Source organism: Glacieibacterium arshaanense, assembly GCF_004681125.1.
Lineage (GTDB): Bacteria > Pseudomonadota > Alphaproteobacteria > Sphingomonadales > Sphingomonadaceae > Polymorphobacter_A > Polymorphobacter_A arshaanense.
This window is the reverse complement of the sequence record NZ_SIHO01000001.1, coordinates 1255978-1280760: the sequence shown is the minus strand read 5'-3', so window position 1 is coordinate 1280760 and position 24783 is coordinate 1255978. Positions and strand designations below refer to the sequence as shown.

Sequence of the window (24783 nt, the reverse complement as noted above, 5' to 3'; positions counted from 1 at the left end):
CGAAGATCCTCTGACGCCAGTAACGTCAGGTGGGAACCATGTAAGACAGACCAGGATCTGCTCAGGGATAGCTCCCGTGGATGTGATATCGCCTCAGGGATGCTCGAAATGCTCGTAACAAGCAGTACCCGCCGACACCAAGGTAAGCCTTTGGCGGTGACTTCTCAAGCCCCGCTTCAGTCGGTCTGTTCGATTGCCGCGGCGAGCGCCTCGGCGCGTGCAGCAAGCTTGGCAAAGCGTGCCAGTTCGGCAGGGTCGGGGGCGCCATTTTTCTTGCGGACTTCGAACAATTCGTCGGCGACCAGAATGCCTGCCATCAGCAGCAGCCGCGGCTCGCTCATCGTGCCGAGCGCGCCGGTCAATTCGTCGGCCTTGCGCTGCAGATGTTCGGCGAGCTCGGTCAAATGCGCTTCCTCGCCGTCGCCGCAAGCCAGCGGATAGCTGCGGCCGCCAATGTTCACGTTGATCTGGCCCATGACTCAGCTCCTCGGTGCAGCGCTGGCGAGAAAGCTGTCGAGTGCGGCCACCGCCGCATCGCCGTGATGTTCGAGCACGCGGTAGCGCCGTTCGGCACGGCCAAGTCGCGCGCGCTGCGCCAGCGCGGCAATTTCGAGACGGACGACGGCGCGTTCGAGCACTTCGAGGCTTTCGGCCAAACTAGGCGGGTTGGACACGGAAGGGCCGTCCTGTTTTCAGCGAGTTGGAACGCGAACATAAGAAACTAAATCGACTGCCGTCAATCGCATTGTGCGAATAGTGCCGTCTGTGATGGTGTTGGCACCGCCGGCAGCCCGTCACGCCACCGTAACGCTGCTGCAATGTGCAGCTAACGCCCGCCAAAAGGCAGTTTTGTTGACGCATAGGAACACGCTGGCCATATGGGCGGCGCGCGACGCACGCCGAGTCGCGCCTGGATCATAAGGTCGCCCGCACTGATGTCGCAATCAAGCACGCTCCCGTCGCAGCAAATGGCAAATGCGATCCGCGCGCTCGCGATGGATGCCGTCGAAGCCGCCAACTCGGGGCACCCTGGCATGCCGATGGGTATGGCCGATGTCGCGACAATATTGTTCACACGCCATCTCAACTATGACCCGGCGCAGCCGCATTGGCCCGACCGCGACCGCTTCGTTCTGTCGGCTGGGCATGGCTCGATGCTGATTTACGCGGCGTTGCACCTGACGGGCTATGCGCGCCCGACGATGGACGACATACGCAACTTCCGCCAGCTCGGCAGCCCGTGCGCCGGCCACCCGGAAAATTTTGAACTCGCCGGCGTTGAAACCACCACCGGGCCGCTGGGGCAGGGGCTGGCGACCGCTGTCGGCATGGCGATGGCCGAACGCCACCTCAACGCCGTCCACGGCGACGCGCTGGTCGACCACCACACCTATGTCATTGCCGGCGACGGCTGTCTGATGGAAGGCATCAGCCACGAAGCTATTGGCCTTGCCGGGCATCTGCAACTTGGCCGGCTGATCGTGCTATGGGACGACAACCGCATCTCGATCGACGGGCCGGTCAGCCTGTCGAGCAGTGAAAACACCGCGCTGCGCTTCGAAGCTGCCGGCTGGCAGACGCTGGCGTGCGACGGCCATGACATGGCTGCCGTCGATGCCGCAATTGCTGCCGCCAAGCTTGATCCGCGCCCGACACTCATCGCCTGCCGCACCACCATCGGCTACGGCGCGCCGAAGAAGGCCGGCACCAGCGGCGCGCACGGTTCGCCGCTCGGCGCCGAGGAAATCGCCGGCGCGCGCGTTGCACTTGGCTGGACGGCGGCGCCGTTCGAAGTTCCCGATGACATTCTGGATGGCTGGCGCAGCGCGGGCGCCCGCGGCACCGCTCGGCGCGCGGCGTGGGAAGCCCGGCTTGCCGCTGCGCCCGCTGAAGCGCGTGCCGCTTTCGAAGCCGGCCAGCCTGGCGACATCCCGGCCGCAGCAGCCGCCGCACTGCAGACGCACCTCGAAGGCCTAGTTGCCGCCCCGCAGAAGATCGCGACGCGCAAGGCCTCCGAAATCGCGCTTGCAGCGCTGACCCCGCACGCGCCGACTCTGTTTGGCGGTTCGGCCGACTTGACCGGTTCGAATAACACCAAAACTAAGGATTTGCAGCCGTTTACGCGTGACAGCTATGACGGCCGCTACGTTTACTACGGCATCCGCGAGTTCGGCATGGCCGCCGCCATGAACGGCATCGCGCTGCACGGCGGGCTGCTGCCGTTCGGTGGCACCTTCCTGGTGTTCTCGGACTATTGCCGCAACGCCATCCGCATGTCGGCGCTGCAGCGCGCCCGCGTCATCTATGTGCTGACGCACGATTCGATCGGGCTCGGCGAAGACGGCCCGACGCACCAGCCGGTCGAGCACATGCTTAGCCTGCGTGCCATTCCCAACCTTGCGGTCTATCGTCCCGCCGACGCGGTCGAGACCGCCGAGGCCTGGGCGCTGGCGCTGGCCGACAAGACCCGGCCGTCGGTGCTCGCACTGTCGCGTCAGAATCTGCCGCAACTGCGTGACAATGTTAGTGAAAACCTGACCGCCAAGGGTGGTTACCGTCTGGTTGCAGCCAAGGCCGCACGCCGCGTTGTGCTGCTCGCCACCGGTTCCGAAGTTGCCATCGCGCTCGATGCCGCCGCCAAGCTCGAAGCGCAGGGCATCGGCGCCGATGTCGTGTCGATGCCGTGCTGGGAAGCGTTCGATGTACAACCCGCCGCGTATCGCGCTGGCTTGCTGACCGCCGACGCGCTGATTGTCTCGGTCGAGGCCGGCGTGACGCTGGGCTGGGAACGCTATACGGGCAATGACGGCTTGAACATCGGCATCGACAGCTTCGGCGCTTCGGCGCCGATCGAGGCCTTGTACGACCATTTCGGCCTGACCGCCGACAAGATTACCGCGCGCATCACAGCGCGCCTGAACCGCTGAACAGGAGACTTAAATGACCCTCAAGGTTGCCATCAACGGCTTCGGCCGCATCGGCCGCAACGTGCTGCGCGCGATCATCGAATCGGGCCGCACCGATATCGAAGTCGTGGCGATCAACGATCTGGCGGATGCCAAGATGAACGCCATGCTGCTCAAGCGCGATTCGGTGCACGGCCCGTTCCACGGCACCGTCGAAGCCGATGGCAATGACATCATCGTCAACGGCAAGCGCATCCGCGTCACCGCCGAACGCGATCCTGCCAAGTTGCCGCACGCCGAAATGGGCGTCGACATCGCGCTCGAATGCACCGGCTTCTTCACCGCCGCCGACAAGGCCGGCGCACACCTGACCGCCGGCGCCAAGCGCGTGCTGATTTCGGCACCGGGCAAGGGCGTCGACCTGACCGTCGTCTACGGCGTCAACCATGACAAGCTGATCAGCGACCACAAGATCGTCTCGAATGCCTCGTGCACGACTAACTGCCTCGCGCCGGTCGCCAAAGTGCTGAACGACGCATTTGGTATTGAGCACGGCCTGATGACCACCATCCACGCCTATACCAACGACCAGAAGATCCTGGACCAGGTCCATGAAGATCCGCGCCGCGCCCGTGCCGCCGCGATGTCGATGATCCCGACCACGACCGGTGCCGCGCGTGCGGTCGGCGAAGTGCTACCCGAACTCAAGGGCAAGCTCGACGGTTCGGCCGTCCGCGTGCCGACCCCGAACGTCAGCCTCGTCGACCTGACCTTTGTGCCTGGCCGTACCGTGACCCGCGAAGAAGTCAACGGCGTGCTCAAGGCAGCCTCTGAATCGGGCCCGCTCAAGGGCATTCTGGCGTTCACTGACGAGCCTTTGGTGTCGATCGACCTCAACCACAACCAGGCGAGCTCGACCGTCGACAGCCTCGAGACCGCGGTCATCGCCGGCAAGCTGGTGCGCGTTGTCAGCTGGTACGACAATGAATGGGGCTTCTCGAACCGCATGGCCGACACTGCCGTGGCGATGGGCAAGCTGATCTGATCCGATGAGCGGCTTCCGAACCCTCGACGACATGGGCGATATTCGCGGGCTACGCGTGCTCGTCCGCGAAGACCTCAACGTGCCGATGACGGACGGAAATGTGAGCGATGACACGCGCTTGCGTGCCACCGTTGCGACGCTCGCCGAACTCGCCGACCGCGGAGCTAAGGTGTTCGTGCTAGCGCATTTCGGCCGGCCCAAGGGCGGCGCCGATGCGGCGATGTCGCTGCGGCAGGTCGTCCCGGCGCTGGCGGGGGTGCTGGGCCGCGACGTCGGCTTCCTCGATGGTTGCACCGCCGACGCCGTCGGTGCGGCCGCGGCGAAGGTTGCCGATGGGTCGATTACGGTGCTGGAAAACACTCGTTTCCATGCCGGCGAGGAAAAGAACGACGCCGCGCTGGTAACGGCGATGGCAGCGCTCGGCGACCTGTACGTCAACGACGCGTTTTCGGCGGCGCATCGCGCGCATGTTTCGACCGAGGGGCTCGCGCATGTGCTGCCGGCGTTCGCCGGTCGCGCCATGCAGGCCGAACTGGTGGCGCTCGAAAAGGCGCTGGGCCAGCCCGAGCATCCGGTGGCGGCGGTCGTCGGTGGTGCCAAGGTGTCGTCGAAGCTCGATGTGCTCAAGCATCTGGTGACCCGCGTCGATCATCTGATCATCGGCGGCGGCATGGCCAACACCTTCCTCGCAGCACGCGGCGTCGATGTCGGCAAGTCGCTGTGCGAACATGATCTGCGCGACACCGCTTTGCAGATCCTCGACACCGCGCAGGCGGCGAACTGCACCGTCCACCTGCCGTATGACGTGGTGGTGGCGAAGGAATTCCGCTCCAATCCGCCGGTGCGCACCGTCAACGTCCATGAAGTCGCCGCCGACGAGATGATCCTCGATGTCGGCCCGGCAGCGGTCGAAGCGCTTGCCGATGTACTTAAGACTTGCCGGACACTCGTCTGGAACGGGCCGCTCGGCGCGTTCGAAACACCGCCGTTCGATACCGCGACGGTGGCGCTGGCGCGCACCGCAGCGGCACTGACCGAAGCCGGGCAGCTGATTTCGGTAGCGGGCGGCGGTGATACCGTTGCGGCGCTCAACCATGCCGGCGTCGCGGGTAGCTTCAGCTATGTCTCGACGGCAGGTGGTGCTTTCCTCGAATGGATGGAAGGTAAGGCTTTGCCGGGCGTCGAAGCATTGCGCAAATAGGCGCGCAAATAGGGGGACTGTATGACACTCGACGGCGACGCACTTTGGGAAGCGCTGTATCCGGCGGCATGGAAACTGGCGCGCTCTGCCGACAGTATCCATGAACGCATCGGTGCCGCGTTTTCTGCAATCCAGGGCCTGTCGGGCGAGGATTTTCCGCCCGAACAGCGGCTACGATTCAATGACATCGTGACGCGCATGACGGTGGCGGGTGCGGTGCGCGGTGCCGATGGTGGACTTGCCAAGGGCGCCGTCGACAATACGCTCGCCAGCATGCCCGAGGACGAGGCGACCGAAATCGCCGAGGAAATCTTCGAGCTGTTCGTCGCGGTCGCCGAAATCCACTTCCGCGACTGACCGCAATCTGAAGGTTGTCGTGGCGGGCTGTCGCCGCTAATGCGGCCTGCATTCGTATTCAAACACGCAAAGGGACCCCCGTCATGTCGATGACCCGTGCCGTCAAGGCCATCCTCAGCCGCTACGAGAGCGACAACCCCGGCACCAAGGGCAATCTTGCCCGCATGCTGATGCAGGGCCGGCTCGGCGGCACCGGCAAGATGGTCATCCTGCCGGTCGACCAGGGCTTCGAGCATGGCCCGGCGCGCAGCTTCGCGCCGAACCCGCCGGCGTATGACCCGCACTACCATTATCAGCTCGCCATCGATGCGGGCCTCAGTGCCTATGCTGCGCCGCTCGGCATGCTCGAAGCCGGTGCAGATACGTTTGCCGGCCAGATCCCGACCATCCTCAAGTGCAACAGCTCGAACAGCTGGGCCGGCGCGCCGAACCAGGCCGTCACCGGCACCGTCGACGATGCATTGCGACTCGGTTGCGCGGCGATCGGCTTTACCGTCTACCCGGGCTCGGATCACTTCTTCGACATGCTCGAGGAATTCCGCGAGCTCAGCGCCGAAGCCAAGGCATCGGGTATCGCGTCGGTGCTGTGGAGCTATCCGCGCGGCGGCGACCTGAAGAAGGAAGACGAATTGGCACTCGATGTCGGCGCCTATGCCGCGCACATGGCGGCGCTCGCCGGCGCGCACATCATCAAGGTCAAGCTGCCGAGCGACCATGTCGCGCAGAAGGACGCCAAGAAGCCGTATGAAGGCATCGATTCCAAGACCCAGGCGGCGCGGGTCCGCCATGTCGTGCAGAGCTGCTTCCAGGGCCGCCGCATCGTCGTGTTCTCGGGCGGTGCGACCAAGGGTGCCGATGCCGTGTTCCAGGATGCCCGCGACATTCGCGACGGTGGCGGCAACGGCTCGATCATCGGCCGCAACACCTTCCAGCGCCCGCGCGACGAGGCGCTGGCGATGCTCGACAAGATCGTCAAGATCTACAAGGGCAAGGAATAGCCCGGCAGGGCGGGTGCCAATGTAGCGCCCGCCCGCCGCAACCTTTGGGGAGACTGCCATGCGCTTCACCGGCAAGACTGCCGTTGTCACCGGCGCTGCGTCGGGCATCGGCAAGGCGACCTGCCTGCGGCTGGCGTCCGAAGGCGCCACCGTCATCGCCGCCGATATCGATGACGCGGGCGGGCAGGAGCTTGCCGGCACCTCGAACGGCAAGATCATCTTCAAGCATTGCGACGTGTGCAGCGACCCCGACATCAAGGCGCTGATGGATTTCGCCGCCGAAAAGACCGGCGGCATCGACATTCTGTTCAACAATGCCGGCGCCGGCGGCGCGCCCGAACCGATCGACCGGATCGACGCCGCCGGCTGGGACCGGACGATGGACCTGCTGCTGCGCTCGGTGGCGATGGGCATCCGCCACGCCGTGCCGCACATGACCGGCCGCCCCGGCGCGTCGATCATCAACACCGCCAGCGTCGCCGCGCTGTCGACGGGCATGTCGCCGACGGCCTATGCGGTGGCCAAGGGTGGCGTGCTGCACCTGTCGAAGCTCGCGGCGGCTGACCTCGCTAGGCATGGCATCCGCGTCAACGCGATTTGCCCCGGTTTCATCAAGACCAACATCTTCACCGCGTCGATGGACTTGGACGCCGAGAAGAAGGCGATGGCCAATGGCATGATCGCGCAGCTCGCCGATGCAGCGCAGCCGGTGGCACGCGGCGGCCGCCCCGAAGACATCGCCGGCACCGTGGCGTTCCTCGCCAGCGATGACGCCGGGTTCATCACCGGCACGCATATCCTTGTCGATGGCGGGCTCACAATTGGCCCGCGCCACAGCTGGGACCCCGAAGCACCGGGGATAATGACGGCGCTGCGCGCGCTGGTCGAAACGCCCGACGCCTAGCCGCTTACCAGCGGTTACGGACCTTTTCGGCAAATCCGATCAGGTCCTTGACCGCCAGCCGCGTGCCGTCATCAAGCACCGCGGTGCCTGAAAACCGCCCGAACACCTGATGCTGGTCGGTCTTGAAGATCGCCAGGTCGACCTTGTCGGCGCGGTCGACGATCGGCACGAAATCCATTTCGAAGCGGCCGTCGCTGCTGGTGAAGCGCCACGGCGCCGCATCGGGCGCGCCGTCAGGCATGTGGAACGTCACATCGGCGAGCTTGTGCGCGCGGCCGTCGAAAAACAGCATGTTTTCGGTCGCGGCGCTGGTGTCGCCGAAGCCGTAGCCGATGTTGAAGCCGAAGCGCCGCCCGTCGACCAGCCCCGATGCCGAGCCCCAGTACCAGGTGTTGTCATAGGTCCAGACGCCGCGCCCCCAATCGAGCACGCCGAACGCCGACTTCGGATCGAAGCGATGCGCGACACCGCCGACCACGACTTCGCCGCGCGCCGGCAGGCAGTTGATTTTCTGGTTGTAGTAGAACGCTGTCGGCTTGTTCGCGAACGGCGTGGCGATGACCATGCGGTCGTCGGCGGGCTGGTCGAGCCAGATCTCGCCCTTCAGCCCACGGCCACCGTCAAACCCTAGTGCATCTATGGTAAGCCGCCTGCCGCCGGGTTCATGGGCAAAGCTGGCGCTGATCTTGGGGTGGCGCCCGGTGACATCGCCGCTGTCGGCGCTGCCGGGCAGCTGCATCGACCCCATCGGCAGCGCCTTGCCGCCGCCGAAGTTGACCGCGGTGCGCGCGCTAAAATCCATCCATGACACGCCGACAAAGCCGACATAGCCGTTGTCGGCGATGGTCAGCGCCAGCGCGTGGCTGGGGCTGGTGATGCAATAATAGTCCCATTCCTTGATGCGCACCGGCTGCGCCTTGATGCGGGCACGGTCGTAGCGGCGCACCTCGGCGGTCGCCCAGCCGCGTTCGACCAGCCGGCCGCGCGCATCGAGCAGTTCGCCGTTCCCCATTTTGTGCTGCATGATTTCCGCCCCAATTGTCGCGCTTGCCGTGGCTTGCGGCAGGTCTATGCTGGCGTCAACATCAGGCTTTGGGGAAATTGCCATGCACCACCGTCCGCTCGGCCGCTCGGGGCTGACCACCGCACCGCTGGTGCTCGGCGGCAATGTCTTCGACTGGACCGCCGACCACGCGATGTCGTTCCGCTTGCTCGACGCCGCCGTCGATGCCGGGGTGAACCTGATCGATACCGCCGACGTCTATTCGGCGTGGGTGCCGGGCCACAAGGGCGGCGAATCCGAAACCGCGATCGGCGCCTGGCTGGCGGCACGCGGTTCGGCGCTGCGCGCCAAGGTGCTGATCACCACCAAGGTCGGCATGTGGCCGGCGCGGCCGGGGCTGGGGCGCGCTAACATCCTCGCGGCATGCGACGACAGCCTGAAGCGTCTCGGCATCGACACCATCGACCTGTATCAGGCGCACAAGGATGACGAGGCGACGCCACTTGAGGAAACGCTCGCTGCGTTCGGCGAACTTATCGCGGCCGGCAAAGTGCGCGCCATCGGTGCCTCGAACTACAGCTCGCAGCGGTTGAGTGCTGCGCTCGATGCCAGCGCCGCCGGCGGACTGCCGCGCTATGAAACGCTGCAGCCGCTCTACAACCTGTATGACCGCCGCGCCTATGAGGGCGATTTACAGGACCTGTGCGTTGCCGAAAGCATTGGCGTCATTCCCTATTACGGGCTGGCGTCGGGCTTCCTGACCGGCAAGTACCGTTCGGACGCCGACTTCGGCAAAAGCGTCCGCGGCGGTCGCATGGCAAGCTACCTCAACGACCGCGGGCGGGCGATTCTGGCGGCGCTCGATGCTGTCGCGGCAGCATTGAACGCAACGCCGGCACAGGTGGCGCTGGCGTGGATGATGCGCCGTCCTGGCATTGACGCGCCGATTGCCTCGGCCACCAACCTCGACCAGCTCGCCGACCTGACCGCCGCGATGCACCTGACGCTTGACACGCCGCAGATGGCGATGCTCGACGCGGCGAGTGCCGATTGACCCGGAAAGATCGCACAATTTTGGCGGGCAAGGCGCTGGACGGCAGCATGACCAGCGCATAGACCCATTGAACCAGCGCATGATTCAACCGGCGGCAAAGCCGGGTTCATGCGCATCACAGGCAATTCTTTGGGGATGAAGACTCATGTCGATCGATTTCGAAGTTCCGGCGGAAGCCAAGGCAGTACGCGAGCGCGTGCGCCAATGGGTGCATGACGAATGCATTCCGGCCGAAAAAGAACTCATCGCCGGCGGCGACTACAAGACCATCCTGGGCAAGCTGCGCACCAAGGCGCGCGCGCAGGGGCTGTGGTGCCCGTTCATCCCCGTCGAGCATGGCGGCATGGGCCTTGGCCCGCTCGCCAACGCGCTGGTGCAGATGGAGCTCGGCGAAAGCTTCCTCGGCGCGCTGTCGGTCAACAGCCAGGCCCCCGACGATGCCACAATCCTGACGTTGCTGACCTATGGCACCGAGGACCAGAAGGAGCGCTTCCTCAAGCCGCTGCTCAACGGCGAAAAGCGCATCTGTTATTCGATGACCGAAAAGGCTGCCGGCGCCGATGCCACCGGCATGCAGACCACCGCGGTCAAGGACGGCAACGAGAACTACATCCTCAACGGCGAAAAATGGTTTTCGAGCGGTGCCAGCGTCGCCGACATCGTCGTCATCATGGCGAAGACCAACCCCGAAGCGCCGCGCCACCAGCAGTTTTCGACGTTCATCGTCGAACTGCCCAACCCCGGTTACCGCATCATCCGCGACATCAAGACGATGGCGGCCGAAAGCGAACTGTCGCACATTCTCGGCGGCGGCCATGCCGAAGTCGAAATCAAGAACCTTGTCGTGTCGGCGGACAATCTGCTCGGCGGCGAAGGCAATGGCTTCGGCATGGGGCAGCACCGGCTGGCCTATGGCCGCTTGCGCCACGGCATGCACAACGTCGCGATGGCGCAGCGCGCGCTCGATCTGGCGGCGGCGCACATCACCAAGCGCGAGACCTTCGGCAAGAAGCTGGCCGATCGTCAGGCAGTGCAGTTCATGATGGCCGAGTGCGCGACGCAGCTCTACATCGCGCGGCTGATGCTGCTGCACATCGCCTACAAGGCCGAAAAGGGCCTCGACCTGCGGCAGGAGAATTCGATCGCCAAGGTCTATCTGGCGCACATGGTCCATCATGTCGTCGATACCGCGATCCAGCTCCACGGCGCGCTCGGCTATTCGATGGATACGCCGCTGGCGCGCTGGTACACGCAGATCCGCTCGCAGCGGCTGGTCGACGGTGCCGACGAAGTCCATCGCTGGACGGTCGGCCGCAACGTCATCAAGGCGTTCCAGCGCGACGGTACCACGGCGGCGGCCGCCGGCGGCGACCTGCTGTAAGTTCGCGGCGGCGGTGTGGGGTCTGCAATGAACCTACACCGCCCCGCAAAACTGCGCTAAACCCGCCCGCATGACTGACGAACCCGACGAACTGATTCCGCTCGACCCCGAATTCGGCACGCGCTTCGAACGCGAGCGTCGTCCCAAGCCGCAGCTGTATGTGGTGTCGCCGCCGGTTTTTGACACCGCTTTCCCGGCCAAGCTCGAAGCCGCGCTTGCTGGCGGGCCGGTCGCGGCATTCCAGTTGCGGCTCAAGGGCGTCGATGACGCTGCCATTCTCGCCGCCGCGGCCGCTTGCATCGAAGTCTGCAAGGCGCACGACGTCGCCTTCATCCTCAACGACCGTGCCGATCTCGCGAAGGCCTGCGGTGCCGACGGCGTCCACCTCGGCCAGAGCGACGGCTCGGTCAAGGATGCGCGCAAGCTGCTCGGCCCCGACGCGCAAATTGGCGTGACCTGTCACGACAGCCGGCATCTCGCCATGGAAGCCGGCGAGGCGGGGGCCGACTATGTCGCATTCGGCGCCTTCTACGACACCACCACCAAGCCGTCGCACTATCGCCCGCGTCCCGACATCCTGACCTGGTGGACGACGATCAGCCAGCTGCCGTGCGTGGCGATCGGCGGCATCACGCCCGCCAACGCCGCGCCGCTGGTCGCCGCGGGCGCCGACTTCATCGCCTGCGTCAACGCGGTGTGGTTGCACCCCGACGGGCCCGGGGCAGGGGTCGCGGCGTTTTCAGAGGTGTTGGCATAAGCGCCGCAAACCGCTAGAAGCCGCGCTTTCCGCACTTCCGGTGAGCCAGTTTCCATGAAAATCAACAGCGTCGATATCCGTCCGGGCAACATCCTCGAGTATCAGGGTGGCCTGTGGCGCGCGGTCAAGATCCAGCACACGCAGCCCGGCAAGGGCGGCGCCTATATGCAGGTCGAACTCAAGAACCTGATGGACGGCCGCAAGACCAACGAGCGTTTCCGCTCGGCCGAAACCGTCGAAAAGGTCCGCCTCGACACGCGCGATTTCCAGTTCCTGTTCGCCGAAGGCGAAACGCTGACCTTCATGGACAAGCTCAACTACGACCAGATCACGCTCGACAAGGACCTGCTTGGCGATGCTGCCGATTTCCTGACCGACGGCATGGACGTGGTTATGGAAACCTATGAGGAAAAGCCGATTTCGGTGCAGCTGCCCGACCAGATCGAAGCCGTCATCCGTGATACCGAAGCGGTGGTGAAGGGCCAGACGGCGTCATCGTCGTACAAGCCCGCGACGCTCGAAAACGGCGTGCGCGTCATGGTGCCGCCGTTCGTCACCGCCGGCACCAAGATCGTCGTCGATACCTATGCGCGCGAATACGTCCGCCGCGCCGATTAAAGCCACCGCATCCCGAGCGGGGGCGCAGAAAGACTCAACATGGCCATTAAATCGGCGCTGATCACCATCATGGAAAAGGCCGCGCGCAAGGCGGCTCCCCGCCTGCGCCGCGATTTCAACGAGATCGAGGCGCTGCAGGTGTCGCGCAAGGGCGTCGCCGATTTCGTGTCGAACGCCGATCACGCCGCCGAAGCGACGATCCGCGAAATCCTGACGCACGCGCGCCCCGATTGGGGCCTGCTGATGGAGGAATCGTCCGAGACCCGCCATGCCGACCAGCAGGCGCGCTGGATCGTTGATCCGCTCGACGGCACCAGCAACTTCATCCACGGCCTGCCGCATTTCGCCATTTCGATTGCTGCCGAGGTCCAGGGCGAAGTCGTCGCCGGCCTCGTCTATCAACCACTGACCGATGAAAGCTTCTGGGCCGAAAAGGGCAAGGGCGCCTGGCTGCAGGACCGCCGCCTGCGCGTCAGCGCGCGCCGCGACCTGCTCGATACACTGATTGCCACCGGCATTCCGTTCGCCGGTCACGGTGACAGCGAAAAGTTCAACAAGATCATGGCCGCTGTCGCCCCTGAAGTTGCAGGCATCCGCCGTTTCGGCGCGGCGTCGCTCGATCTGGCATGGCTCGCTGCCGGGCGGTTCGACGGCTATTTCGAAGCTGACCTGCAGCCGTGGGACGTCGCGGCGGGCATCCTGCTGGTGCGCGAGGCCGGCGGCTTCGTTACCGACTACCGCGGCGGCGACAAGCCCATCGAACGCGCCGAAATCGTCGCCGGCAATGACCAGATTCACAGCAAGCTGCACAAGCTGCTCGCGGGCGCATTGCGCTAGTCAATCGGAAAATGCTGCGCTAGCGTCACCCCAAATCTGGGGAGAGATGCCATGACGTATAAATTGCCATTGCTGCTTGCGTTGCTGGGCGCCACCGCAGTTCACGCTGCCGATGCCGACACCATCTATATCGGCGGCACCATCCTGACCGTCAACGACAAGGCCCCGACGGCCGAAGCGCTGGCGGTCAAGAATGGCAAGATCGTTGCGGTGGGAACGCGCAAGGCCGTCCACGCCGCCGAACACGGCCCGAAGACGGTCATCGTCGACCTCAAGGGCCGGACGTTGATTCCCGGCTTTGTCGATGCGCACGGCCATATCAGCGGTGTTGGCATGCAAGCGGTATCCGCCAATCTGCTGCCACCGCCGGACGGCCCGGTGCATTCGATCGCCGATATCCAGCGCATCATGCGCGACTTCATCGCCACCTCGCCGATGGTCAAGTCGACCGGCTTCGCCATCGGATTCGACTATGACGATTCGCAGCTTGCCGAAAAGCGCGCCCCGACGCGGCAGGAACTCGATGCGGTTTCGACCGAAATTCCGATCATGGTGATCCATCAGTCAGGGCATCTGGGTGCGTTCAACAGCAAGGCCATTGCGATGGCGGGCATTACTGCCGATACGCCCAATCCGTCGGGCGGGGTCATCCAGCGCGAAGCCGATGGACGCACCCCGAACGGGGTTTTCGAGGAGTCGGGTCTGGCGCTGATTGCCTATAAAATCATGCCCAAGACCACCCCGACACAGGCGATGGCGATGATTGACGCTGCGCAGAACATCTACATGGCTAACGGATATACCACAGTGCAGGACGGCAAGACCGACGCCGCCGCGATGGCCATGCTGACCGGTGCGGCGAAGGCCGGCAAGCTCAAGGTCGATATCGTCTCCTACGCCGACCTGGTGACACTCAAGGACGATCCTATTCTGCGCGGACCGTGGATGAGCCGCAATTACACCGACCATTTTCGTATTGGCGGGGTCAAGCTAACGTTCGATGGGTCACCTCAGGGCAAGACCGCATGGTTCACCCAGCCGTATTTCGTCGTGCCCGCGGGGCAAAAGCCCGATTATGCGGGCTATCCGGCGTTTCCCAAGCCGGGCGAGGCACAAGGCTGGGTCGACATGGCGTTCAAAAACAATTGGCAACTGCTGGTCCACGCCAACGGCGATGCGGCAATTGACCAACTGATCACCACGGTCAGGTCGGCCGAGCAACAGTTTCCGGGGAAGGATCGCCGGACGATATTGGTCCACGGTCAGTATCTGCGCGCCGATCAGATCCCCGAACTCAAGAAGCTCGAGATCTTCCCCGCGCTGTTCCCTATGCACACCTTTTATTGGGGTGACTGGCATCGCACCTCGGTGGCCGGGCCTCAACGCGCCGAATTCATCTCGCCGACCGGCGCGGTGCTGGCCGAAGGCATGATGTTCAGCATCCACCATGATGCGCCGGTGACGTTCCCCAATTCGATGCGGGTCTTCGATTCGGCGGTCAATCGCACGACGCGGACCAATTATGTGCTCGGACCCGCGCAGCGCATCAGTCCGGCCGTGGCATTGAAGGCGATGACGCTTTGGCCAGCGTGGCAGCACTTCGAAGCCGACCGCAAGGGCTCGATTGAAGTCGGCAAGGATGCCGATCTTGTTATCCTGTCGGCGAACCCGCTGACAGTGCCGCCGGCAACCATCAAAGACATCAAGATCGATGCGACGATCAAGGCAGGGACAAGCGTCTACACGCGCCCCGGCGTAAACTGATCGCCCTGCCTGCCGACTAGGTAGTAGACCGTATTTCGGCGGCGCACGCGGTGTGGGATAAACTGCCCATCACCGCGGATTTCCCCCTGTTCTTCGCGGTCAAAACTGGACCCGGCTGCGCAACCTGCGCGCCGGGTCCTTTCCTGTCCGGCGCGGATGATGTCGCGCGATAGAACGTTTCCAAAATATTAATTCGCAAAACTAGGTATTAGTACTTATTTTATTTCCGGGATTCGGGTGGTATCTGCATAACTGTCGCGACGGAATTCCCCCTGTTTTTCTCGCGGCACGGAAGTCCGGTGTTGCCATGCAGCGCCGGGCTTCTTGTTTTTTGGCCACCCCGGCGGCGCATGTTGACACTGTCGCTCACCACTTGTTGACAGTGCTGCGCAGCGGGGGCAGCTTCGGCACAACGATACAGGGGAGGTCAAAATGGCCAAAAAGGGCGTCGATCTCGGCGGCAGCGACGGTAGCGGTGTGGATGCGAACGTTGCGCTCAATCCGATTGTCGGGCTGGCACGCGAAGACCTGCTCGGTGCGGTGACGGTGATGCTGCGCGAGACTGCGGCAAAGCCGGCGACTACCTTCAAGCACATGCGGCTGTTTTCCGACGACGTGCTCAAGATTCTGACGAACAAGTCCGACATCGCGCCTGACCCCAAGGACAAGCGCTTCCTCGACAAGTCCTGGGCTGCCAATCCGTTCTACCGGATGGGCATGCAATATTACCTCGCGGCTCAGGCCGGGGTGAACCGCTGGATCGCCGACCTCGAACTCGACGAGCTCGAACGCGCGCGCGCCAATTTCGTTTCGGGGATGATCCTCGATTCGCTCAGTCCGACCAACAGCCTGGTGGGCAACCCTTCGGCGCTGAAGAAGGCGCTCGAAACCGGCGGCTCCTCGCTGATCCGCGGGCTGACCAATGCCTACAACGACATGGTTCACAACGACGGCATCGTCAGCCAGGTCGACTCGCGGCCGTTCAAGATCGGCGAAAACATCGCCACCTCGCCCGGCGCGGTCATCCACCGCTCGGACATCATGGAGCTGCTGCAGTACGAACCGCGCACCGACACCGTCCACGAAATCCCGTTGCTGATCATCCCGCCGCAGATCAACAAGGCTTATATCAACGACCTGACGCCCGAAAAGAGCATCATCCGCTATGAACTTGATCAGGGCATCCAGCCGTTCCTGATCAGCTGGCTCAACCCGCAGATCGAAAACCGCGCCTGGGGCCTCGACGCCTATATCGACGCGATTATCGACGCGATCGGCATCGTCTGCGACGTCACCGGCGCCGCCAAGGTCAATGTCGCGGGCGCCTGCTCGGGTGGCATCACCATGGCGACCTTGCTGTCGAAACTCGCCGAGCGCGGCGACACGCGCATCAACTCGGCGACGCTGATGGTCTGCGTACTCTACCCGCAACGCAACGATAGCGAGGCCGGCGCGTTGATGTCGGACAACGGCCTCAAGCTGGCGCGCGAGCGATCGGCGAAGAAGGGCATATTGGAGGGCGCGTCGCTGGCGCGGACCTTCGCTTGGCTGCGGCCGAATGATCTGGTGTGGAACTATGTCGTGAACAACTATCTGCACGGCGAGGACCCGCCCGCGTTCGACATCCTGTTCTGGAACAACGACGCGACCAATCTGACCGCGCAGCTGCATTCGGACTATCTGCGGGTGTATGAGGAACAACCATTCGCCAACCCCGGCAAGTCCGAGTTCGCCGGGCACAAGGTCGACCTCAAGAAAGTGACCTGCGACCTGTTCATCATGGCTGGCGTTACCGACCACATCACGCCGTGGAAGGCGTGCTACCGCTCGACGCAGCTGTTCGGGTCAAAGAACATCGACTTTGTGCTGTCGCATTCGGGGCATATCCAGGCGATCCTCAACCCGCCGGGCAACCCCAAGGCGAAGTTCTACCGCGCCCCCGAAAACCCGCCGACGCCCGAGGCCTGGCTCAAGGAAGCCGAGGAAATGGCCGGAAGCTGGTGGCCGTACTGGCTGAACTGGCTCAAGGCACGCTCGGGTGGGCAGGTGGCCGCCCCCAAGGCGATGGGCAACAAAAAGCACAAACCCGTCGGCAAAGCCCCGGGCGACTACGCGCTAAGCTAAGGGGTGCAGGGCCAAGGCCCTGCCCGCCGGAGGCCCTTATTCAGGACGACCAAATGACGTCACCCGAACCCATCTACACCATGGTCACCATCCACGGCCGCACCGTGCGCATGGCAAGATGGCCGGCGCGAGGCAAGAATCCCGCCGAACGCCCGCTGCTGTTCTTCAACGGCATCGGCGCCAATATCGAGCTGATCGCGCCGTTGGCGGCGCGCATGCCGAACCGTGAAATCATCACCTTCGACATGCCCGGCATCGGCAATTCGCCCAATCCGACTCTGCCATACCGGCCATGGATGATGGCGGCGATTGCCGACCGCATCATGCACGAACACGACCATGACAAGGTCGATGTGATGGGCGTCAGCTGGGGCGGGGCGATGGCGCAGCAATATGCACTGCAGCACCCGAACCGCGTCGGCCGGCTGATTTTGGTGGCGACCACGGCGGGGATGCTGATGGTGCCGGGGAAACTGTCGGCGCTGACCAAGATGGCCGACCCGCGCCGCTATATCGATCCGGACTTCATGCTGAAGAATTTCGCGACGCTGTACGGCGGGTCGAGCGACGGCTCGCACGGCCACACGACGCGCATCAAGGCGCCGACCAAGACCGGCTATTTCTACCAGTTGCTGGCGATGCTGGGCTGGACGAGCGCGTTCGCGCTGCCGTTCCTCAAGGTGCCGACAATGATCATGATGGGCGACGACGACAATATAGTACCGCTGGTCAACGGGCACTTTTTGAAGTTCCTGATCCCCGGCGCGCGGCTCGAAATCGTCCATGGCGGCGGGCATCTGTTTCTGGTGACCGAGGCCGACCAGTCGATTCCCAGAATCGAAGCCTTCCTCGATGCGCCGCTCGAGGTCGAGCGCGACGCCGCCTAGGCCGCGTCGCCCATTTCCTCGACCCAGGCGTTGAGAAGCGTATAGGCGACCGCGAGCACCACCGGACCGATAAAAATGCCGATCAGGCCATAGGCAATAAGCCCGCCGATAACCCCCGAGATGATGACGAGGATGGGCAAGTCGACGCCCTTGCGAATGAGCAGCGGCGACAGGACGTTGTCGAGGCCGGCGATGATCGCGGTGGCTACGACGAGGAAAGTCGCCCAGCCGAAATGGCCGCTCCAGTACATCCAGGCAATCGTCGGCACCATTACCGGCAGCGAGCCGATTTGGCCGAGGTAGCACAGGAAAATCGCCATGGTCAGCAGACCGGCGAATGGCGCGCCGGCGATGGTCAGGCTGATGCCGGCGAGCGTCGACTGGATGACCGCGGTCAACCCGACACCGAGCGCGACGCCGCGGATTGCCTGCCCGGCAATCGTCAACATGGTTTCGCCGTGCGTGCCGCCGAGCCGCCGGAACACGCGCTGAACCTGTGCTGCCGCGACTTCACCCTTGCTGAATAGCAGCGCCGTCAACAGCAGCATCAATGCGCCGTGCGCCAGTGTCAGGCCGACGCTACCGACCTGGCTGACCAGCCACGTTGAAACCCTGCCGCTATAAGGTTCGACCGTTGCCCAGATACCTTCGGCGCCGCCGTCTATGGTCTTTTCCCACAGTATCGCGGCCTTGGCGCCGACCACCGGCAGCCCCGCAACCCATGCAGGCGCCGTCGGTGTCGCCAGTTCGGGCAGGTGCTCGGCTGCCGCCATGATGTCGTTGGCGTTCTGGACGATGGTCATCCCGACGACGATCACCGGCAGCATGAACAGCATCAGCAGCGCCAGCAGCATCACCGCAACGGCGGCCCAGCGCCGGCCACCGAGCAATTTCTGCAGGCGCAGCATCAGCGGCCATCCGGCGACAACGATCAGCGTCGCCCATATCGCCGGGCCAATAAACGGCCGCAGTACCCAGAACACCGCGGCGAGCAGCCCGCAAATGAACAGCACCACCAAGGTGGCGCGCGGCAGGTCGTCGCGAAAGCTTCGCGGCGAGATGGTCGGCTCGGTATCGGGATCGTGCGGCATTTCGGCGTTCCCCTGCAACCAGAGCGCTGTGGTCAGTCTGGGCGCCGACAATCAGGCATCAGCGCCGGTACCGCAACACTATGCGCCACTACACGCTGCCGCAAGCAGGTGCGCCCAAGGAGTCTATTTCCTGGCGCGCTCCATGGCTTCCTCGATGAGCTTCATCGCGCCGGCCGAATTGACCCAGTGGCCGATGGTCACCCACTTGCCCTTTTCGAGATCCTTGTAGTGCTGGAAAAAGTGCGCGATTTGCTCGGTCAGCGTCGCCGGCAAGTCGGTGATTTCGCGGACGTTGGCGTAATAGGGCGACAGCGCATCGACAGGCACCGCGATGAGTTTCTCATCGCCGCCGGCTTCGTCTTCCATGACCAGCGCGCCGATGGCACGGACGCGCACCACGGCGCCGGGCACCAGCGGCGTCTGGCCGACCAGCAGTACGTCGATCGGGTCACCGTCGGCTGACAGCGTGTGCGGTACGAAACCGTAGTTGCCGGGATAGAACATCGCAGTGTGCAGGAAGCGGTCGACGAACAGCGCACCGCTCTCCTTGTCCATCTCGTACTTCACCGGCTCGCCGCCCATCGGCACTTCGATGATGACGTTGACGTCATGCGGGGGTGCGCGGCCGATGGCGATCTTCGAAATGTCCATGTGCAGTCTCCAGTCTGGGGGGTAGGGCGCTGATAGCGCGGCTGGCGCCAAGGCTCCAGCAACAACCGCAAAAAACCGTCATATGATGCACCGCACAAGGCTTGCGCCTGCCGTCGCCCAAGCTTAGAACCGCCGCGAACTCAACGTCGCCAAAGGCCGAACCCGTCGCCATGCCTGCCATTGCCCATCAGTATCTGCCGATCCTGCTGTTTCTGGCGGTGGCAATTGCGTTCTCGGGCATCTTTGTCGGGCTGCCGATCCTGTTGTCGAAGGGCATCGGCACCGACAAGCCCGATGTGGCGAAGCTCAGCGAGTATGAAAGCGGCTTCCCGGCGTTCACCGACTCGCGTGCGCAGTTCGACGTGCGCTTCTACCTCGTCTCGATCCTGTTCATCATCTTCGACCTTGAAGTCGCGTTCCTGTTCCCCTGGGCGGTGTCGCTGCACTGGACCGGCGTGTTCGGCTGGGCGTCGATGATGGTGTTCCTCGGCATCCTGACCATCGGCTTCATCTACGAATGGAAGAAGGGCGCACTCGAATGGGAGTAGAGGGCCGCCTTACCGAAGAGCAGCAGGCGCGCGCGCTTGGCGACAGCCCCGTCAGTGCGCTGACGGTGCCCGAAGGCCTGCGCGACGGCTTCCTCAGCGATCTCAACCAGGAAGTCTCGAACAAGGGTTTCCTCGTGACCTCGTCGGAGGAGCTGTTCCACTGGGCGCGCACCGGCAGCCTGTGGTGGATGACCTTCGGCCTCGCCTGCTGCGCCGTCGAGATGATGCAGGCCAACATGCCGCGCTACGACCTCGAACGCTTCGGCTTCGCGCCGCGCGCCAGCCCGCGCCAGTCCGACGTGATGATCGTCGCCGGCACGCTGTGCAACAAGATGGCCCCGGCGCTGCGCAAGGTCTACGACCAGATGGCCGAGCCGCGCTACGTCATCTCGATGGGCAGCTGCGCCAATGGCGGCGGCTATTATCACTACAGCTATTCGGTGGTGCGCGGTTGCGACCGCATCGTGCCCGTCGACATCTATGTCCCGGGTTGCCCGCCGACCGCCGAGGCCCTGGTCTATGGCGTCATGGCGCTGCAGCGCAAAATTCGCCGCACCGGGACGTTTGAGCGATGAGCGATGTGGTCATCTCGAAGCCGCACTGGCCCGAAACGTCGGATTCCGCGTCGGCGACGGCGCGCGTCGTTGCGCTGTTCGGCGCACGTCCCGGCTTCGTGCTGCACGATGGCCCCGACCTGACAGTCAGCGTCGCGCGCGGCGATCTACACGCCACGATCAAGACGTTGCGCGATGATGCCGAACTGCAGTTCACGCAGATGATGGACATTTGCGGCGCCGATTATCCATCGCAGGTCGAGCGCTTTGAAGTCGTTTACCACCTTCTATCGATGGTCAAAAACATTCGCATCCGCGTCAAGGTCACCACCGACGCCGAAGCGCCGGTCGCGTCGATCACCGACCTCTATCCCGTCGCCGGCTGGTTCGAGCGCGAGACCTGGGACTGCTACGGCGTCTATTTCGAGGGCAACCCCGACCTGCGCCGCATCCTCACCGACTATGGTTTCCAGGGCCATCCGTTCCGCAAGGACTTCCCGCTGACCGGCCATGTCGAGCTGCGCTATTCCGAAGAAGCCAAGCGCGTCGTCTATGAACCCGTCAAGCTCGCGCAGGACTTCCGGTCGTTCGACTTCCTGAGCCCCTGGGAAGGCACGACCTACACGCTCCCCGGTGATGAGAAGGCCACCCCCAATGGCTGATCGCGACCCCCAGATCGTCAGCGCCGAAGAAGGCGTCAAGATCCAGAACTATCTGATCAACTTCGGCCCGCAGCATCCCGCGGCGCACGGCGTGTTGCGGCTGGTGATGGAGCTCGACGGCGAAGTCATCGAACGCTGCGACCCGCATATCGGCCTGCTGCACCGCGGCACCGAAAAGCTCATCGAATACAAGACCTACCTGCAGGCGCTGCCCTATATGGACCGCCTCGACTACGTCAGCCCGATGTCGATGGAGCACAGCTATGTGCTGGCGATCGAGAAGCTGGCGAACATCCAGGTGCCGTTGCGCGGCCAATATGTGCGCGTGCTGTTTGCCGAAATCACCCGCATCCTCAATCACTTGATGAACGTCGGCGCACACGCGATGGACGTCGGCGCGATGACGCCGATCCTGTGGCTGTTCGAGGAACGCGAAAAGCTGATGTGCTTTTATGAGCGCGTTTCGGGCGCCCGCATGCACGCGGCCTATTTCCGTCCCGGCGGCGTCCATCAGGACATGCCCGACGGCCTGGCGCAGGACATTCTCGACTGGTGCGTGCCGTTCCTCAAGGTGCTCGACGAAACGCAGGGCCTCGTCGCCGACAACCGCATCTTCAAGCAGCGCAATGTCGATATCGGTGTCATCACCGCCGCCGACGCCACCGCCTGGGGATTCAGCGGGCCCAATTTGCGCGCCAGCAATGTCGCGTGGGATTTGCGCAAGTCGCAGCCGTACGAAGTCTATGACCGGCTCGATTTCGAGGTCATCGTCGGCAACCACGGCGACTGCTACGACCGTTTCATGGTCCGCATGGAGGAAATGCGCCAGAGCGTACGCATCATCCGCCAGTGCATCGCCGACATGCCCGAAGGCCCGGTGTCGAGCCTCGACCGCAAGGTCGTGCCGCCGTCGCGCAGCGAAATGAAGCGCTCGATGGAAGCACTGATTCACCATTTCAAGCTCTACACCGAAGGCTTCCACGTGCCCGCCGGCGAGGCCTATGTCGCCACCGAGAGCCCCAAGGGCGAATTCGGCATCTATCTGGTCAGCGACGGCACCAACAAGCCGTACCGTTGCCACATCCGCGCGACCGGCTTCAGCCATTTGCAGGCAATGGATTTCCTGTTGAAGGGCCATATGCTCGCCGACGCGCCGGCCGTGCTCGGCAGCCTCGACGTGGTGTTTGGGGAGGTCGACCGTTGACCGACCGCCTCAAAATCGTTGACGAGCTGATGGCGCGCTACAACGCGGCAGACGCCGACGGCTATGTTGCGCTGATGACCGACGCTGCCGTCGAAGCCGGCTACCGCGGTGCTGCGTTGCGCGAAGGCCGCGAAGGCGTGCGCTCGGGCCTCAAGAAAATGTTCGCCGAGTTCCCGCAGAACCGGGCCGTCGTTCACGCGCGCTACGCGGTGGGCGAATATGTCGTGCTGTATGAAGAAGTTTTCCGGTCGCCCGAAACGGCGCCATTCGAAGTGATCTCGATCTACTCGTTCGTCGGGGACAAGGTCGACCGTGTGGAGTTTGTCCGCTGATGGCCGCCGACGCCAAATTCACCGACTTCGCCTGGACGCCCGAAAACGCCGAACAGGCCAAGGTCATCCTGTCGCGCTATCCGGCGCACAAGTCGGCTTCTGCCATCATGCCTTTGCTATGGCTGGCGCAGTACCAGATGGCAGCGCAGACCGGCAGCGCCTGGTTGCCGGTGCCGGTGATCGAGTTCGTCGCCGGCCAGATCGGCATGCCGTACATTCGCGCCTATGAAGTCGCGACCTTCTACACGATGTACAATTTGGCGCCGGTCGGCCGCTATCATGTGCAGGTCTGCGGGACGACGCCGTGCATGCTGCGTGGCTCTGATGACATTCTGAAAGCCTGCTACGACAAGGGCTTGGCGAAAGGTGCCAACACGCCCGACGGCCTGTTCACACTCACCGAAGTCGAATGCATGGGCGTCTGCGCCAACGCGCCGATGGTGCAGATCAACGATGATAACTACGAAGACCTGACCTACGACAGCATGACCGCCATCCTCGAAGCCTTGGCACGCGGCGAAACGCCGAAGCCCGGCTCGATGATCGGCCGCACCGCGAGCTGCCCCGAAGGCGGCCCGACGACGCTCAAGGAATTCGCCGGTGCTTGAGGATAAGGATCGCATCTTCACCAACCTCTACGGCTTCCAGCAGTGGAACCTCGCTGCCGCCAAGAAGCGCGGCGACTGGGCCGATACCAAGGCGCTGCTGGCGCTCGGCCCCGATGCGATCATCGACGCGATCAAGGCATCCGGCCTGCGCGGCCGTGGCGGGGCAGGGTTCCCGACCGGCATGAAATGGTCGTTCATGCCCAAGACGCCGAGCGCCGAGCGCCCGAGCTACCTCGTCATCAACGCCGACGAGTCCGAGCCCGGCAGCTGCAAGGACCGCGAAATCATCCGCCACGATCCGCACAAGCTGATCGAAGGCGCGCTGGTCGCCGGCTTCGCGATGCGGGCGAGCGCCGCCTATATCTACATCCGCGGCGAATATATCCGCGAAGCCGAAGTGCTGTTTGCCGCCGTCGCCGAGGCCTATAAGGCCAAGCTGATCGGCAAGAACGCCTGCGGCTCGGGCTATGATTTCGACGTGTTCGTCCACCGCGGTGCCGGCGCCTATATCTGCGGCGAAGAAACCGCGATGATCGAAAGCCTCGAGGGCAAGAAGGGCCAGCCGCGCCTCAAGCCGCCGTTCCCGGCCGGTGTCGGACTCTATGGCAACCCAACCACCGTCAACAATGTTGAGTCGATTGCCGTCGCACCGACCATCCTGCGCCGCGGTGCGGCATGGTTTGCCGGTATCGGCCGCCCGAACAACCTTGGTACCAAGCTGTTCCAGATCAGCGGCCATGTGAACAAGCCCTGCGTCGTCGAAGAAGCGATGTCGATCCCGTTTAGCGAACTGGTCGATACGCATTGCGGCGGCATCCGTGGCGGGCGCGACAACCTGCTCGCGGTGATTCCGGGCGGTTCGTCGGTGCCGCTGGTGCCCGCGCATGAGATCTGGGACGCGCCGATGGATTTCGACGGGCTGCGCGACCTCAAATCGGGGCTCGGCACCGCCGCGGTCATTGTCATGGACAAGTCGACCGACATCATCCGCGCAATCGCCCGCCTCAGCTATTTCTACAAACACGAAAGCTGCGGCCAGTGCACGCCGTGCCGCGAAGGCACCGGATGGATGTGGCGCGTGATGGAGCGGCTGGTCACCGGCGAGGCCGAATATCACGAAATCGACCTGTTGCTCGAAGTGACCACCGAAATCGAAGGCCATACAATCTGCGCTCTGGGCGACGCCGCGGCGTGGCCGATCCAGGGCCTAATTCGCCACTTCCGCCCCGAAATCGAAGCCCGCATCGGCAAGCGCAAGGGCTTTGTTGCCGGCAGCGCACTCGTGGCGGCGGAGTAA

Annotated in this window: 26 protein-coding genes; 21 read left to right on the top strand and 5 right to left on the bottom strand. The window is 63.9% G+C overall.

Going from position 1 to position 24783, the window contains the following annotated elements; genetic code table 11:
- Positions 1–176: 176 nt before the first annotated feature.
- Both EUV02_RS05955 and EUV02_RS05950 read right to left on the bottom strand, forming a co-directional pair.
- On the bottom strand, positions 177–476 hold the full coding sequence (locus EUV02_RS05955) for a cell division protein ZapA (RefSeq protein WP_135245244.1): 300 nt from the start codon (positions 474–476) through the stop codon (positions 177–179).
- 3 nt (positions 477–479) lie between these two features.
- Positions 480–674 carry a hypothetical protein gene (locus EUV02_RS05950; RefSeq protein WP_135245243.1) on the bottom strand — a complete coding sequence of 65 codons (195 nt, stop codon included), beginning with the start codon at positions 672–674 and terminating at the stop codon, positions 480–482.
- 294 nt (positions 675–968) lie between these two features.
- On the opposite strand from EUV02_RS05950, the gene tkt reads away from it, so the two are divergent.
- The 6 genes from tkt (at position 969) to EUV02_RS05920 (ending at position 7411) form a co-directional block, all read left to right on the top strand.
- A complete protein-coding gene (gene tkt, locus EUV02_RS05945) occupies positions 969–2927 on the top strand; it encodes a transketolase (protein ID WP_243445783.1) in 1959 nt (652 codons plus the stop codon).
- Positions 2928–2940: 13 nt separating this feature from the next.
- Entirely contained in the window at positions 2941–3951 is a 1011-nt protein-coding gene (gene gap / locus EUV02_RS05940) for a type I glyceraldehyde-3-phosphate dehydrogenase (protein WP_135245241.1), read from the top strand.
- A 4-nt stretch (positions 3952–3955) separates the two neighbouring features.
- Positions 3956–5152 carry a phosphoglycerate kinase gene (locus EUV02_RS05935; RefSeq protein WP_135245240.1) on the top strand — a complete coding sequence of 399 codons (1197 nt, stop codon included), beginning with the start codon at positions 3956–3958 and terminating at the stop codon, positions 5150–5152.
- Between the two features lie 21 nt (positions 5153–5173).
- The gene (locus EUV02_RS05930; protein WP_135245239.1) at positions 5174–5509 is read left to right on the top strand and encodes a hypothetical protein; all 336 of its coding nucleotides are present in this window, start codon (positions 5174–5176) and stop codon (positions 5507–5509) included.
- An 83-nt stretch (positions 5510–5592) separates the two neighbouring features.
- On the top strand, positions 5593–6507 hold the full coding sequence (locus EUV02_RS05925) for a class I fructose-bisphosphate aldolase (RefSeq protein WP_135245238.1): 915 nt from the start codon (positions 5593–5595) through the stop codon (positions 6505–6507).
- A 58-nt stretch (positions 6508–6565) separates the two neighbouring features.
- A complete protein-coding gene (locus EUV02_RS05920) occupies positions 6566–7411 on the top strand; it encodes an SDR family NAD(P)-dependent oxidoreductase (RefSeq protein ID WP_135245237.1) in 846 nt (281 codons plus the stop codon).
- 4 nt (positions 7412–7415) lie between these two features.
- Here the strand turns inward: EUV02_RS05920 and EUV02_RS05915 are convergent, their stop codons facing one another.
- Entirely contained in the window at positions 7416–8435 is a 1020-nt protein-coding gene (locus tag EUV02_RS05915; RefSeq protein ID WP_135245236.1) for a DUF2804 domain-containing protein, read from the bottom strand.
- Between the two features lie 82 nt (positions 8436–8517).
- Between EUV02_RS05915 and EUV02_RS05910 the strand changes: the two genes are divergently transcribed.
- From EUV02_RS05910 to EUV02_RS05875, 8 genes are all read left to right on the top strand, one after another.
- On the top strand, positions 8518–9468 hold the full coding sequence (locus tag EUV02_RS05910; RefSeq protein ID WP_135245235.1) for an aldo/keto reductase: 951 nt from the start codon (positions 8518–8520) through the stop codon (positions 9466–9468).
- Between the two features lie 145 nt (positions 9469–9613).
- On the top strand, positions 9614–10849 hold the full coding sequence (locus EUV02_RS05905) for an acyl-CoA dehydrogenase family protein (protein ID WP_135245234.1): 1236 nt from the start codon (positions 9614–9616) through the stop codon (positions 10847–10849).
- A gap of 70 nt (positions 10850–10919) precedes the next feature.
- Positions 10920–11606: a thiamine phosphate synthase gene (thiE, locus tag EUV02_RS05900; protein ID WP_135245233.1), complete on the top strand. Its 687-nt coding sequence runs from the start codon at positions 10920–10922 to the stop codon at positions 11604–11606.
- A 54-nt stretch (positions 11607–11660) separates the two neighbouring features.
- Positions 11661–12224 (top strand): elongation factor P, encoded by a 564-nt coding sequence (gene efp, locus EUV02_RS05895; RefSeq protein WP_135245232.1) that lies wholly within the window; start codon positions 11661–11663, stop codon positions 12222–12224.
- Positions 12225–12263: 39 nt separating this feature from the next.
- A complete protein-coding gene (locus EUV02_RS05890; RefSeq protein ID WP_135245231.1) occupies positions 12264–13061 on the top strand; it encodes an inositol monophosphatase family protein in 798 nt (265 codons plus the stop codon).
- Positions 13062–13112: 51 nt separating this feature from the next.
- Positions 13113–14825, top strand: coding sequence for an amidohydrolase (locus tag EUV02_RS05885; protein ID WP_135245230.1), 1713 nt, complete (start codon positions 13113–13115; stop codon positions 14823–14825).
- Positions 14826–15257: 432 nt separating this feature from the next.
- A complete protein-coding gene (locus EUV02_RS05880; RefSeq protein ID WP_135245229.1) occupies positions 15258–16949 on the top strand; it encodes an alpha/beta fold hydrolase in 1692 nt (563 codons plus the stop codon).
- 53 nt (positions 16950–17002) lie between these two features.
- Entirely contained in the window at positions 17003–17836 is an 834-nt protein-coding gene (locus EUV02_RS05875; RefSeq protein WP_243445782.1) for an alpha/beta fold hydrolase, read from the top strand.
- On the opposite strand, the gene ydiK is transcribed toward EUV02_RS05875, so the two are convergent.
- Both ydiK and ppa read right to left on the bottom strand, forming a co-directional pair.
- Positions 17833–18927: an AI-2E family transporter YdiK gene (gene ydiK, locus EUV02_RS05870; RefSeq protein ID WP_135245228.1), complete on the bottom strand. Its 1095-nt coding sequence runs from the start codon at positions 18925–18927 to the stop codon at positions 17833–17835. The two genes, EUV02_RS05875 and ydiK, sit on opposite strands and share 4 nt — an antisense overlap.
- Positions 18928–19050: 123 nt before the next feature.
- On the bottom strand, positions 19051–19578 hold the full coding sequence (gene ppa, locus EUV02_RS05865; RefSeq protein WP_135245227.1) for an inorganic diphosphatase: 528 nt from the start codon (positions 19576–19578) through the stop codon (positions 19051–19053).
- Between the two features lie 170 nt (positions 19579–19748).
- Between ppa and ndhC the strand changes: the two genes are divergently transcribed.
- Genes ndhC through nuoF form a run of 7 tightly spaced genes read left to right on the top strand, consistent with a single transcriptional unit; the run spans position 19749 to position 24783 of the window.
- The gene (gene ndhC, locus EUV02_RS05860; RefSeq protein WP_135245226.1) at positions 19749–20126 is read left to right on the top strand and encodes an NADH-quinone oxidoreductase subunit A; all 378 of its coding nucleotides are present in this window, start codon (positions 19749–19751) and stop codon (positions 20124–20126) included.
- The gene (locus EUV02_RS05855; protein ID WP_243445781.1) at positions 20117–20701 is read left to right on the top strand and encodes a NuoB/complex I 20 kDa subunit family protein; all 585 of its coding nucleotides are present in this window, start codon (positions 20117–20119) and stop codon (positions 20699–20701) included. The genes ndhC and EUV02_RS05855 overlap by 10 nt, the downstream gene beginning before the upstream one ends.
- Complete coding sequence (locus EUV02_RS05850; RefSeq protein ID WP_135245225.1) at positions 20698–21342, top strand: NADH-quinone oxidoreductase subunit C; 645 nt, start codon at positions 20698–20700, stop codon at positions 21340–21342. Before EUV02_RS05855 ends, EUV02_RS05850 begins: the two co-directional genes overlap by 4 nt.
- Positions 21335–22546, top strand: a complete 1212-nt coding sequence (locus tag EUV02_RS05845; RefSeq protein WP_207790117.1) for an NADH-quinone oxidoreductase subunit D — start codon at positions 21335–21337, stop codon at positions 22544–22546. The genes EUV02_RS05850 and EUV02_RS05845 overlap by 8 nt, the downstream gene beginning before the upstream one ends.
- A 29-nt stretch (positions 22547–22575) precedes the next feature.
- Positions 22576–22878 carry a nuclear transport factor 2 family protein gene (locus EUV02_RS05840; protein WP_135245403.1) on the top strand — a complete coding sequence of 101 codons (303 nt, stop codon included), beginning with the start codon at positions 22576–22578 and terminating at the stop codon, positions 22876–22878.
- Complete coding sequence (gene nuoE / locus EUV02_RS05835) at positions 22878–23486, top strand: NADH-quinone oxidoreductase subunit NuoE (protein ID WP_135245223.1); 609 nt, start codon at positions 22878–22880, stop codon at positions 23484–23486. The genes EUV02_RS05840 and nuoE overlap by 1 nt, the downstream gene beginning before the upstream one ends.
- Positions 23479–24783 carry an NADH-quinone oxidoreductase subunit NuoF gene (gene nuoF / locus EUV02_RS05830; RefSeq protein WP_135245222.1) on the top strand — a complete coding sequence of 435 codons (1305 nt, stop codon included), beginning with the start codon at positions 23479–23481 and terminating at the stop codon, positions 24781–24783. Before nuoE ends, nuoF begins: the two co-directional genes overlap by 8 nt.